The organism is Sorangium sp. So ce385, from assembly GCF_051474135.1.
In the GTDB taxonomy this organism is placed as follows: domain Bacteria; phylum Myxococcota_A; class Polyangia; order Polyangiales; family Polyangiaceae; genus Sorangium; species Sorangium cellulosum_D.
On sequence record NZ_CP150337.1, the window covers coordinates 4,066,150 to 4,079,452 of the forward strand.

The 13,303-nt window shown below is 75.9% G+C and carries 8 protein-coding genes; all 8 read right to left on the reverse strand.

From position 1 onward, the window contains the following. Nucleotides 1–102 precede the first annotated feature (102 nt). Nucleotides 103–2,190 (reverse strand): S9 family peptidase, encoded by a 2,088-nt coding sequence (locus WME83_RS15100; protein WP_437319984.1) that lies wholly within the window; start codon nt 2,188–2,190, stop codon nt 103–105. A 123-nt stretch (nt 2,191–2,313) separates the two neighbouring features. Continuing rightward, entirely contained in the window at nt 2,314–5,361 is a 3,048-nt protein-coding gene (locus WME83_RS15105; protein WP_437319985.1) for a hypothetical protein, read from the reverse strand. A gap of 196 nt (nt 5,362–5,557) precedes the next feature. Next, the gene (locus WME83_RS15110; RefSeq protein WP_437319986.1) at nt 5,558–6,754 is read right to left on the reverse strand and encodes a PQQ-dependent sugar dehydrogenase; all 1,197 of its coding nucleotides are present in this window, start codon (nt 6,752–6,754) and stop codon (nt 5,558–5,560) included. Between the two features lie 38 nt (nt 6,755–6,792). Next, nucleotides 6,793–7,347, reverse strand: coding sequence for a hypothetical protein (locus WME83_RS15115; protein ID WP_437319987.1), 555 nt, complete (start codon nt 7,345–7,347; stop codon nt 6,793–6,795). 127 nt (nt 7,348–7,474) lie between these two features. Further along, nucleotides 7,475–8,173, reverse strand: coding sequence for a hypothetical protein (locus tag WME83_RS15120; protein WP_437319988.1), 699 nt, complete (start codon nt 8,171–8,173; stop codon nt 7,475–7,477). 175 nt (nt 8,174–8,348) lie between these two features. Next, complete coding sequence (locus tag WME83_RS15125) at nt 8,349–10,610, reverse strand: hypothetical protein (RefSeq protein ID WP_437319989.1); 2,262 nt, start codon at nt 10,608–10,610, stop codon at nt 8,349–8,351. 190 nt (nt 10,611–10,800) lie between these two features. After that, complete coding sequence (gene lipB / locus WME83_RS15130) at nt 10,801–11,649, reverse strand: lipoyl(octanoyl) transferase LipB (RefSeq protein WP_437319990.1); 849 nt, start codon at nt 11,647–11,649, stop codon at nt 10,801–10,803. A 3-nt stretch (nt 11,650–11,652) separates the two neighbouring features. Next, a complete protein-coding gene (locus WME83_RS15135; protein WP_437319991.1) occupies nt 11,653–13,140 on the reverse strand; it encodes an HD domain-containing phosphohydrolase in 1,488 nt (495 codons plus the stop codon). Nucleotides 13,141–13,303 lie beyond the last annotated feature (163 nt).

Consider the following 13,303-nt stretch of genomic DNA (forward strand, 5'->3'; position numbering starts at 1 on the left):
TGACCGCGTCCGGTGCGCAGGCCTCGGCGCGGTGGGGCCGAGGCGAGCGCGCCCGTCGCGCGGCGCGGGGAGCGCCCATGTCGAGCCGTCAGGAATACGGACCTACCGCGCCCCGAGGTGCGTCCGGAAGAACCGCACCAGGTGCCCGTACTGGAGCACCTGGTTGTCCCGCTTCTGCACCCCGTGCCCCTCGTCGGCGAACAGGATGAGCTCCGACGGGATCTTCTTCGCCTCCAGCGCCTGCTGGATCTGCACCGACTCGCCCGCAGGCACGCGCGGATCGGTCACCCCCTGCATGATCAGCAGGGGCGCCTTCACCCGATCGAGGTACGTGATCGGCGACAGCTTGAGCAGCGCCTCCCGGTCCTTCTCGGGATCACCGTACTCGGAGATCCGGAGGATGCGCCGGTAAGGCGCCGTGTTCTGGAGGAACGTCACCAGGTTGCTCATGCCGACGACGGCCGCGCCCGCGTCGTAGGCGCCGGCGAACATCGTCATGCCGATCAGCGCGGAATAGCCGCCGTAGCTGCCGCCGAAGACGCCGACCCTCGGCGGCCGGCCCTCGTGACCGAAGCTCGCCCTGACGAACTTCGCGGCGTCCTCGATGTCCGTGATCACGTCGAGCCGCTTCGCGCCGTCGTCCGCGTGCAGCCACGTCTTGCCGTATCCGTCGCTCCCCCGGACGTTCGGCTCGACGAACACGAACCCCGCGTCCACGAAGATCTGCGCGCGCGCGTTGAACCCCGCCCTGGTCTGGCTCTCCGGGCCGCCATGGAAATGGACGACCACCGGACACGGCCGCTCGCACCGGGCAGGGCGCCGCACGAACATCGGGATCTGCGCCCCGTCGCGCGCCGGATAGGACTCCAGCGTGACCGCCGCGAACGCGTCCGGCGGCATCTCGGGCATGCTCGGGGTGTGCCACTGCGTCAGCTTGCCGGTCGTCCAGTCGAGGACATAGCTCGCCGCCGGCGCCCTCGAGGTCTCCAGGAGCAGCGTCGTGAACCGGCCGTCCGGCGTCGTCGCGACCGGCACCACGTGATCCGCCGCCGGCAGCGCGGGCAGCTTGACCTCGCGGTACGACCTCGCGTCGAGCGCGCGGAGCCGCGTGTAGCCCCGCTCGTTCACCGTGTAGAGCACCCGCTTCCGCGCCCGATCGATGGAGAAGGCGCTGACGTCGAACGGGATCTCCGGCGTGATCGGCGTGAGCTTCCCCGCCTTCCAGCTGTAGAGCCGGCGGTGCTCCCCGAGGCGCGGCGTGAGGACGAGGACCTCGCCGGGCGCCGCGCCGTACAGGGCCCTGTAGTCCTCGCGCTCGCCCTGCCCGAAGAGAGGGGTCAGCGTCCCGGCCGCCGGATCGGCCTTCGCGGCGCCCGGCGCCCACTCGTAGAGCTCGCTCATGTTGGAGCCGACGTCCTTGGCGAGCAGCAGGCGGCCGCCCGCCGCGGCGTCCACGGCGCGCCAGATGCCCTCGCGATCGAACACGAGCTCGCGCTGCTTCGACGCGATGTCATACCGGTAGATGGCATACGCGTCCTTCTTGATGTCGTTGGCCCGGTGATAGACGTACCGCCCGTCGTCGGAGACGAGCTGCAGCTGCGTCTGCACGCCGGGCTTGTGCTGGATGACGAGGAGCGGCCCGCCCTTCGCGTCCTGGAGATAGAGCCCGGGGTTCTCCTCGCCCTTGCGATCGCGCGAGAGGACGAGGTGCGCGCCGCCCGGCGTGACGTCCACCACCACCGTCGGATCCTCGCCGCCCGTCAGCTGCAGCGGGAAGCGCTGCGGCCCGTCGAGCCGGAAGACCTGCCTCGTCCCCGTGATCGTCCAGGTGAAGTAGAGCGCCTTGCCGTCCGGCCCGAGGACGCCGCCCCCGGGCGCGCGCACGTCGAGCAGCGCCTGGATCCGGCGCGACACGTCGTCCGGGAGCGGAGGCGGGGCGTAACGCGCCAGGATCTCAGGAGAGACGCTCGCCGCGCCGTGCCCCTCGTACCCCGGCCGCTCCGGCGCGGGCGCAGGCCGCGGCGCCTCGGCGGGGGCCGACGGCGAAGTCGGCGCGGGCGCGGCCGGCCGGGGCGCGGCCGGCGCAGGCGCCGTCGGGGCGGGCGCGCACGCGGCGGAGAGGGCCAACAAGCCGACCAAGGAGCGCAGCGCGCCGTCGTGGCGAGGGCGCCGCGTCGAGGGGGACGACATGCGGCGCATTTCGCCGGAGCGGCCGCGCCCCGGCAAGGTCAAAGGCCGCGGTGCGACCGGCCCGGATCCCCGGAGCGGCGGCGCCCCGGCGAGGCCCGAGGCCGCGGCGGCGATCGGGGCGGCTCAGTCGGGCTCGCCCGGGAGCCTCAGGCGGCCGAGGGCCGCTTCCGCCGCCGCGAGCTCCGCCGCGATCTTCCGCAGCAGCCCGGCTTCCTCCCCCTGGAGCGAGATGTTCGGGACGAGCGCGTTCAAGGCCCGGCGGTTGTACGCGAGCCCGAGCGGCGAGCCCTTCTCCAGGTTCATCGCCATGGACTCGGCCAGGAGCGAGAGCGCCTCCCGGTGCAGCCCCTTCGCCGAGAGCACCTCCGCGAGCGCGGCCGTCGAGCGGGCCAGGCCGATGAGATCGCCGAGCGCCTCCTCGGCCTCGATCGCCGCGGTCAGGCGCTGCGTCGCGCGATCGAGGCGGCCCTTGCGGAGCTCCAGCCGGCCGATCGTCTCCCACACCCGGGCGAGCTCCCGGGTGTCCCCGAGCTGCTTGTAGGTGCGCTCGGCGGCGAGCGCGTGATCGATCCCCATCGACAGGGCGTCGGACTCGCGCCCGGGCCGGGCGGGGACGTGGAGCGGGATCCGCGCGAAGAGGTGATCCGTCTCGGCCAGCTCGACGCGCGCCACCGGATCGACGCGGGCCCGCTCCTCGAAGACCCGGCGCGACTCGGTGAGGAGGTGCGTCGCCCGGACGGGATCGCCCATGCGCACGTAGACCGCCGCCTGATCGTTGAGCAGCCGGGCCGAGCCGAGCGCGTCGCCGGCGTCGAGCAGCAGGCGGCTCGCCGTCGTGAGCTCCTCGAGCGCGCGCTCCAGCGAGCGCAGGTCGCCGATGTCGTAGCAGACGCTCGCGATGAGCGCGGCGACCTCGGCGTGCAGCTCCGGCGGGTCGCCCTGCGTGAGGAGCGCCCGCGCGGCGTCGAGCACCTCGAGCGCGCCCACGAGCGTGAACGCCGGATCCGGGCCGGCCGCCTGCCATTGCACCCGGGCGATGCCCGCGAGCGCGCCGATGCGGAGCCGCCGGCGCGCGGGGGTCGCCGGCAGGCCGTCGAGCAGCGCGAGCGCCTTCTGCCCGTAGCTCAGCGCCTGGGGATACGCGCCCATGGCGGCCGCCTCCGCCGCGGCCGCGCGGTAACGCCGCGCCGCCTCCTCGAGCTCGCCGGCCTCGGTCAGGTGGGCTGCCGCGCGCGCGTCGTGGGGCCGGCGTCCGGCGCTGGCCGGGGGCGCGGGCGCGGGCGCGGGCGCGGCGCTCGGCGCCTCGGCGAGGTCGGGCTCGGGCGGGGCCGGGTGCACGGACACGCCGAGCGGCGCAGCGCCGCGAAGGGATTCGGCCGCCGCGCGCGCCGGGTCGACGCGCGCTCCGCCGGCGGCGTCGGGCGCCGGAGGCCGGAAGGACGGGCGGGATCCGCCGGGAGACGACCGCTCGGACAGCGCGGCGGGGACGCGCAGCGCGGCCCCGCGGAGCGAGCGGCTCGGCTCGTCCGCCGGGGCGCCGGCGCCGCCGGGCGCGAGATCGCGGGGGACCCGCACCGGCCCCGGGATGGGCGCGTCCAGCGAGTCGGGCGGGGCGTCGAACCGGACGGATTCGGGCGGCTCGGAGAGGCGGCGGCTCTCCGGGTTGCGGTGGAACAGCTCGGCGTAAGGCCACGGCGGGTTGCCCGGCCCGGCGGGCGCGATCGGCGTGGACCTGTCCTGGCCGACGCGGGGCGGCGCGCGGCGCGCGCTGCTCATGGACGGGCCGCCGGCATAGGCCGCGACCGGCGGCGGCCGCAGCGTCTCCGCCGCGCGAGGTACCCCGCCGCGCGCCGCCGGGAGCGCGGCGTCGGCGCCGTTGTCCCGCTCGTCGGCGGCCGCCGCGCCGCTGCCCTCGTAGGCCTGCAACGCGGCGGCGGCGGACGCGCCCGGCGACGCGGCGGTCGGCGGGGGCATCGCGGCGCTCGTGCGCGGCGTCACGACGGCCGGGATCGACGTGGACGACGGGGTGGTCGCGATCGGCGCCGCCGCGCCGGGCCTCGCCAGCCCGGCGGCCCGCGCGGCCGCCTCGTCGCCGCGCGGCGCGCTCAGGCCCGCGCCGCTGGCGAGGTGCCGCTCGACGGCCGGCGCCAGGGCGGCCGCGTGCTGGGTCGGCGGCGCCGCGGCGTGCGCCGGCGGCGCTGCGGTGGGCGCGGGAGGCGCCGCGGCGAGGCCCTTCGAGGGGTCGTGCGCGGCGGCGCGCGGCTCGTGCACGGCGGCGCGCGGCTCGTGCGCGGCGGGAGCGTCCGGCGCGACCGGCTCCTCGCTGAGGAGCGTCGCGAGCCGCCGGTGCCACAGCCGCGCGAGCGACGGGAGGATCGACCCGCGGAGCGCCTCGACGGTCGCCGGCGGGAGATGGAACCGCCCCTCGCCGCGGTCCTCGACCGGAACGCCCGCGTCGGCGGCGCGCTGCAGCGCCTCGAGCACGTCGACAGCGTCCACGCGGAGGAGCGCGGCGACGAGCTCGCTCTCGAACCCCGAGCCGACGATCGCGCCGGCCCGGAGCACCCGGAGCACCTCGCCGGGCAGCTCCCGCAGCGCGATCTGCGCCGGCGGCGGGGGCGCGCTCACGCTCGTCAGCGTGGTCGTCGCCTCCGGCGGCCGGAGGATCGCGTCGGCGCCGAGGGCGGCGCGCACCGCGTTGAGCAGCTCGCCGGCGGGGCCGGCGGGCGCGTGCAGGCGGAAGGACAGGACGAGCGCGACCCGGAGCGCCTCGGGGCGGGACATCACCCGCCGCAGCACGTCGAGCGAGGCGTGATCGGCGAGCTCCACCGCGTCGAAGATGATGGCCCACCTGCGATCGGTCTGCTGCGCGAGGCGGTTCGCGGTCTCGATGAACTCGACGTCGACCATCCGCTCGTGCACGTCGCCGAGGAGCCGGCGCCGGAGCCCTGAGACGACGCGGCTCCGCGCCTGATCGAGCAGCGGGGGCGCCCCGCCGGCGAGCCGCTCGACCTTGGTCCGCACCTCGTGCAGCGGCCCCAGCGTCACCTCCGGCACGTCGCAGCGCACGCGCAGGATGCGCAGCCCGAGGTGGGACGGAGGCTCGCCGGGGACGATGTCGAGCAAGGCCGTGTGCCTGCCCTCAGAGACGCGCTGCCAAAGCTGTTCCACGGTCCGCTCCTTCCGTATGGCTCGCTCCGTATGGCTCGCTCGGAGGCCTCGCGCGACTGCGCCCGCCATTTGTAGACGCTTCCCGCGCCTCACGTCATGGGAATGGCAGCGTTTTCGCCGGAGCCTCGCGGGACCGCGCGGCGAGCGCGCCCGGTCGCGTCGTCGCGCGCGAGGCGGGACGCGGCGCGCGCCCGGGTCACGGCCGCCGGGCGAACCTGTAGATCTCGCCGTCCTGCGAGAGCACGTAGAGCTCGCCGCGCGCGTCCTCCCCGAAGGACGTCACGCGCGAGAGGGCGCCGTCGGGATCGAGGATCGGCTTCCAGTCGGTCGGCTCCGTCGCGCGCCCGTCCTTCCAGCGGAAGCTGCGGAGGATCGCGGTGCAGTAGTCCGCGTAGAAGTAGAGCCCGTCGAGCTCCGGCAGCTCCGCGCCCCGGTAGACGAACCCGCCCGTGATCGAGCAGCCGTCGTTGTGGGGGTACTCCAGCACCGGCGGCGTCAGCCCGTCGCGGCTGCAGGGGAGGTCGTGGAGGCAGTGCCCGTCCCCCTCGACCACGTTCCACCCGAAGTTGTGGCCCGCGAGCCGGTCGACCGGCGCGACGTGGACCTCCTCGTAGCGGTCCTGGCCGACGTCGGCGATGTACAGGTCGCCGGTCTTGCGGTCGAAGCTGTAGCGCCACGGGTTCCTGAGCCCGATCTGCACGATCTCCGGCGCGGGCCGCTCCTGCCCGTGGCCGTTCACGTCGAGCGCCAGCATCTTGCCGAGCAGCGAGCGCCGGTTCTGCCCGTGGCCGTGGGGATCGTCGCGCTTGCCGCCGTCGCCGGTGCCGACATAGAGCCTGCCGTCCGGCCCGAAGGCGAGGTGGCCGCCGTTGTGGTTCGAGTACGGCTGCGCGATGTGGAGCAGCTCGCGCGCCGTCGCCGGATCCGCGCGCTCGGGGTCGCCCTGCGCCGCGCGGTACTCGACGACGCGGGTGTCGCCGCGCCGATCCGTGTAGTTGATGAAGAAGCGCCCGTTCTCGGCGTAGCGCGGGTGGAACGCGAGCCCGAGGAGGCCTTGCTCTTCCCCCGTCGAGACGAGCGCGGAGACGTCGAGGAACGGCGCGCCCTGCGCGCGGCCGCCCGCAACGACGCGGATCCGCCCGGGTTTCTCGACGACGAAGAGGCGCTCGCGCGCGTCGCCGGGCGCGAAGGTGAGCGCGACGGGCTGGTCGAGCCCGCGGGCGAACACGGAGAGCGTCACGGCGCGGGCGGCGTCCGCGGCCGGCGGCGGCGGCGCGGGCGAGCCGCACGTGCAGCCGGGAGCGAGCGCCGCCGCGAGGGCGGTGGCCGCGAGCGAGCGCCGGAGGGCGCGGAGGGCGAGGCCCGGCAGCGCGGGAGACGCGGGGCGCGCCACGGCGCCCTCCATGCCCGCCGCGCCCCTCGGGCGACGACCTAGTAGCCCCAGAGGAACTCCGCGCGGGCGAACGCCGTGAAGTAGCTCCCCGGACCGTCGCCCGCGCCGGGGAGGAGCAGCGTGTACTTGCCGGCGAAGCCCGCGGCGAACTGGCGGTTGAAGACGTAGTCGATGCCGAACGGGACCGAGACCCCGAACTGCCCTCGGTGGCAGCTCGGCCGACCATACGAGCCGCACGGCGCGAGGCGCACGCTGTCGTACGCGCCGGTCATGACGCCGATGTACGGCACCCACTGCAGGATATCGATGACGTAGGTGGCGCCGGCCGACGCGCCGAGGAACATGAGATCGCCCCCCGGGTGCGACGCGGTGTCGAGCTCGACGATCGCGTTGAACGCGTCCGTGAGCCCGTAGGCGACGTGCACGCCGCCGCCGAGCCCCGGGTACGTCCCGCCGTCGGCGAGGAGCGCGTACCCGATGCTGGCGCCGGCGTGCCATTGCCGTTCGAAGGCGTCGGCCCGCGAGGGGGCGAGGAGCGCGGCGAGCGCGAGCGCGGCGGCGGCGGTCAGCGGGGCGGCAGGGGAGCGTCTCATGGTCGGTGGCGGCGAGCAGCCCAGGGCGCCCCCGCGCCGAACCAGGGTGCGAGGGCGACGGCGGCGCGCGCCGGGCGCTCGAGGGGCGCGCGCGGCGCGAGGCTAGCACGCGCGCCGCGGGACATGCTCAGCGGAGCTGCTCGCGGCGGGGGGAGGCGCGGGACGCGCCAGCGTCTTCCTCCTCGAACTCATCGGCGTAGATCCGCGCCGCGGGGTCGGCCGCGCCATGGCCCGGATCGATGCGGAGCGAGGGCTGGGGGAAGCGGACGCCGGCCGCCCCCGAGACCCCGGGGAAGGTGTAGAGGATCTCGCCCCGATCGCCGATCTCGACCCCCACCTCGTCGGGGCGCTCCTTGGCGAGCTCGGTGAGCAGGGCGTCGGCCTCCGGGGCCGGCAGGTCGAGCGCGACGCCGACCTCCTGCGCGGTGAGCGGGCGGCGGCGGTGCGACGCGAGGGAGAAGATCGCCTGGACCTGCGCGTCGCGGGAGGCCTTCACCCCGGATCGGGCGAGCTTCCGCCCGCTGACGAGGAGGAGCAGGCCGAGCGTCAGCGCGAGGAACCCGATCGGCAAGCCGATCGCGAGGCCGGCGATCGAGCCCGGGAACAGCGCGGCCGCGCCCAGCCCGAGGAGCAGCGCCAGCGCGGTGCCCCCGATGAGGACCAGCCAGCCGAGCACGCCCGCGACGGCCCCGCCGACCCTGGACGGCTTCCCCGCCAGGCTGACCGACTTGCCCGCGAAGGGCAGGCGCTCCCGGCCGCACGCGGTGCAGTACGCCGCGAGCCCGCGGTGGATGACCGGCGCGTTCTTTCCGCAATGAGGACACATGACGACTCTCTCCGCGAGCAGCTCTTCGCGAGCCAGGCTGTAGCGTAGGAACCGAGCTCCCCCACCGCCAGATGTACGATGATGTGCTCTCCAGGTTTTTCGGGGCATGCCACGGAACGCCGGCGCGGTGAGGTCCGTCCCGGTGCGATGTGCCCCGCGCGCGGGCGCGCGGGCGTCAGAGGCCGAGGTAGCGTGCGATCTCGGCGCGGGCCGGGTCGGAGGCCACGGCGCGCAGGGCCTCGTACCGGCGTTGCCACGCGGCCGCGCTGCCGTCGTCTCCGCGCCACCGCGCCGCTTCGGCCCGGGCGAAGGCGACGTGTCGGAGCGAGAAGCGGGGGGCGTCGAGCGCGAGGAACGCGTCGAGCCACACCTCGGCGTCCCCTTCGCCCTCGCCGAGCAGCTGCGCCGCGAGCGCGGCGTACGGGACGAGCGCGGGCGGCGCGTCGCCCCGGCGGCGGAGGGCGGCGTAGCGGAGCGCGCGGCGCGCGGCCGGCGGCGCGTCGCGCGCGGCGCTCCAGGCGGCGAGCGCGCGCGCGAACGCCGGCTGGTCGCCGCGCGCCCAGGGCGCGTCGAGGCGCGCGAAGCCGACCCAGGGCCACGCGGCCGAGAGGTCCGCCGGCAGCAGCGCGGGCGGGCCGCCCTGCCGGAGCGGCGAGCCGCCATCGGAGGGGGCGAGGGCGAGCCGGGTCCACCGCGCGCGCGCCTCGAGCAGCGCGAGCCCCGGCGGCGCGTCGCCGGCGCCGGCCGCGCGCGCGGCCGCGGCCTCCTCGTCGGCGAGCACCGCCGCGGCCGCGGCGTCGTGCCGGCGCCCCAGCGAGGCGAGGAGCTCGGCGCGCTGCAGGTGCACGGCCGCGCGGAGGGCCGGCGGCGCCGCGGCGAGATCGACGCGCTCGATGAGGTCGATCGCGCGCGCGCGATCGCCCGCGAGGGCCCACGCGCTCGATCGCGCGAGCGCGCGGGCCGCCTCCGGCGCGAGCTCCGGGGCGAGCGCGCCGAGGCGATCCAGGGCGTCGATCGCGCGGGGCGCGTCGCCCTCGAGGGCGAGCTCGCGCGCGGCCTTCAGCGCGAGGGATCCCGCGGCGGCGCGCAGGGCGTCGCCGTCGGACGGCGAGAGCTCGGGGGCGGCGGCCAGCTCGGCGGCGCGCGCCGCTGCGCGCGCGCGCAGCGAGCCGGCGACCACGGGCCTCGCGAGCCCGCGCTCCGGCAGCCAGTCGAGCGCGCGCAGCGAGCCCGCGCTCCGCGAGAGCGCCGCGCCGGCCGCCGCGCGCGCCGGGGCAGCGCCGGCTCCGGCGCCTCCGATGACGGCGTCCGCGCCGGCGGTCTCGGTCCCGTCGCCGTCCGGCCGCGCGAGCGCGGCGGCGTCGCCGGCGTCGAGCGCGCCGTCCTCCGCCAGCGCCACGGCGAGCAGATCGCCGCGGGCGTCCGGATCGAGCGCGTCGGCGGAGACGAGCAGGTCCCGGATCGCGCGCGCGGCGCGCCCCTTCGCCTCGGCGGCGTCCTCGCGGGCGGCGGCGAGGCGGGCGCGCTGCGCGAGCCGCGCCTCCACGGCGTCGGCCACGCCGGCCTCGGGGGCCTCCGGCATCGGCGGGGGCTCCACGCCGGCCCGGGCCGCGCAGGCGACGAGGACGGCGCGGACCTCGCCCCAGTTGCGCGCCATGCCCGCGTGGCGCTTCGAGGCCCGGTCGTCCTGGGTCAGCGTCAGGAGCTCGGCGCCGCGCTTCGCGTCCGCGCTCGTGCCGAGGCAGAGGATCGCGGCGACCGTCGTGCGCAGGTCCTCGTCGCGGGGGTCCATCCCCGCGTAGCCGTTCGCGATCGCGAGCGCGCGCGGCAGGTCGCCCTCGGCGAGCGCCGCGCGGAGGGTCTGCACGCGCACGTGCCAGTCGGGCCAGCGATCCGGCTGCGCGAGGAGCGCGCGGCGGTCGCCGAGCCGCGCCGCCTCGCGCGCGAGGCTCGGCGCGCCGCACGAGGGCCCCAGCTCGTCGAACGTGATGCGCCTGGAGCCGGCGGCGACCGTGGCCTCGGCCGTCGCCACCGCCTCGGTCGCCCTGGCGAGCGCCTCTGCATCCGGCCGGCCGACGGCGGCGTCGACGTACTCGGCGACCGCGGCGCGCACGCCGAGCTCCTCGGCCAGCGCGCTCGCCGCGCCGTAGGTCCACGGCAGCCGCGACGGCAGCGCGAACCAGCGGATCTCGGGCCGGCAGTCGGGGAGCGCGGGGCCGCGCGGCGCCTCGATCGACGCGAGGCACGCCGCGGCGCTGCGCCTGCCGGCGAAGACCACCGCGACGGGCGCGAGGAGCACGAACACGAAGAGCGCCACGGCGGCCGTGGCGAGCACCAGGACGAGGGCGCGCTGCCAGCGCGGCCGCGGGGCCGCGGCGCCGCGGTGCAGGAGGGAGCCGTCGCCTTCACGGGGCGGTGTCGTGGGCTGCGCGCGCACGGGACCGCTATTAGCCCACGGCACGGCCGAGCGACACTGCCTCGGCGGCGCGGCCCGACGCGTCGGCCGCATGATCCGCCACGCAGCCGACGCGTCGGCTGCGTGGCCCGCCGCGTTGCCGCGCCGCCCGCTGCGCGGCATCGCCGGCCGCTCGCCGCCTTTGCTGGCCGCGTCGCGCCGGCGCGCGGCGCTACGGAGCGCTGCGGCTCTCGCCGGCCGCGGCCTCGGGGGCGAGCAGCGCCCCGGCGAGATCGGCGACCGCCGACAGATCCTCGACGCGGTCGACCTCGATCTCGAGCCCGCGGGCGAGCTGCGGCGCGCTGGCGAGGGCGACCTGGGCGACGGTGAGCGTCCTCCCGGTGAGCTGGTGGAGCGACGTCACGCCGTGGTCGCGGATGCCGCAGGGCACGATCAGCTCGAACGCCTTCAGGTCTACCGCGATGTTGAACGCGAAGCCGTGCATGGTGAGCCAGCGCGAGAGGCGCACGCCGATCGCGCCGAGCTTGGCGAGCTCGCCCGCCCACGCGGAGCCGCCCCACTGCTCCGGGGCCGCGCGATCGACCCAGACGCCGATCATCCCGTCGACCACGCCGGCCTCGACGTGGTGCTCGCGCGCCAGCAGGATCATCACCTCGGCGAGCGACCGCACGTACCTGCGCACGTCGCACCGGTCCGGCCGGAGATCGAGCAGCGGGTAGCACACGAGCTGGCCGGGGCCGTGGTAGGTGACGTCGCCCCCGCGGCCCGTCGCGACGAGGTCGATGTCGCGCTCGTTCAGCGCGCCGGAGTCGAGCAGCACGTTCTCCGGGTTCGCCCGCGGGCCGAGCGTGATGACGGGGTCGTGCTCCAGGAGCAGGATCGTGTCGCCGATGCGCCCCTCGGCGCGCGCCTCGACGAGCTGCTTCTGCAGATCGTGGATCGGGGCGTACCGGCGCCGGCCGATCCACACGGCGCGCGCGCGCCGCGGCTTCGGCGGCCCGAGCTCAGCGCCCTGGTCTCGCGGGGGCTCTAGGAGATCGCGGAGCGAGGTGGTCGGCATGGGCTACTCCGGGACCTTCTCGCCGCGCGCGCGCCGCTCGTCGCGGTAGGCCTCGATCTGCGTCGTGAAGCTCGCCGCGACCTCGGGGTCGAACTGCGAGCCCGAGCACCGCTCGATCTCGGCCACCGCGACCTCGTGCGGGAGCGCCCGGCGGTACGAGCGGTCGCTCGTCATCGCGTCGTACGTGTCAGCCACCGAGATGATGCGCGCGATGATCGGGATCTCGTTGCCCCGCATCCGGAGCGGATAGCCGCGCCCGTCCCAGCGCTCGTGGTGCAGGTGCACGCCGGGGATGAGCGGGTGCAGGAACTTGATCGGATCGAGGATGTCGCGCCCGTAGACGGGGTGCCGCTTGAACACCTCGTACTCGTCGTTCGTGAGCTTGCCCGGCTTGTTCAGGTTGAGCACGCACCCGATCTTGCCGATGTCGTGCATGAGCGCGCTCTGCCGGACGATCTCGATCTCGTGCGGGCCGAGGCCGAGCCGCTGCGCCAGCATCACCGCGTACACGGCGACCCGATCCGAGTGGCCCGCGGTGTAGCGGTCCATCTTGTCGATGGCCTTGGCGAGCCCCTCGATCGTCTGCTGGAACGTCGCCTGGAGGTCCTGGTAGAGGCGCGCGTTCTCGATCGCCGCCGCGGCGCGCGAGCCGATGATGCTGAGCAGCTTGCGCTGCCCCTCGTCGAAGCGCTTCGTCCGCGTGAACGACGCGACGGCGACGAAGCCCATGAGCCGCTTCTGGATGCGGAGCGGCACCGCGACCAGCGACTGGAGCGGCAGCGACGGCTCCGCCGCGAAGAACCTGAGCCCCTTCATGCCCTGCTCGAGGAGCAGCGCCTCCGGGCGGAAATGGTCGAGCACGAGCGTCGGATCGAGCCTCCCGAGATCGGCCTCCGGCGGGAGCGACGGGCCGCGGAGGTGCTGCCGCTCGAAGAAGCTCCCCTCGCCGTCGTCGAGCCAGGTCGAGATGAGATCGCCGCGCACCTCGTGCAGGCAGCTGTCCGCGACGGTCTCGAGCACCTGGTCGAGCGAGAGGCTCGCGGCGATCGCCTCGCTCACCTTGTAGAGCGACACCGCCTCGCGAAGCCGGATGTTCTCGGCGGCCATCCGCTGCTTCTCGATGCCGCGCTGGACCACGTGCACCACCTCGTCCAGCTTGAACGGCTTGAGCACGTAGTCGTAGGCGCCGCGCTTCATCGCGTCGATCGCGGTCTCGACGGTGCCGAAGCCCGTCATGATGACCGTGAGCGCGTTCGGCGCCGTCTTGCCGATCTCGTCCAGCAGCGCGATGCCGCCCATCCGCGGCATCTTGAGGTCGCTGATCACGAGGTCGTAATGGCCCTTCGTGAGCTCGCTCAGCGCGCTGGTGCCGTCCTCCGCAGTGCGGACGTAGTAGCCCTCCATGCCGAGGAAGTCGGCCAGCATGTCGCGGATCACCTTCTCGTCGTCCACGACGAGGATGCGAGGGCGGTCTTCTGGAAACGTGGACATGCGGCCGGCAAGCCTACCAGATCCGCTCGCAGCCCATCGCTCCAAGGTGGGCGGGTCGGGCACACGGACGGACCCGCGCCCCGCGAGGACCGGTCTTCTACCTGCGGCGCTCAGGTAAGGCGGACGGCGTCGCGGGTAGGGGAGCGACGCGGCCGCCGACCGC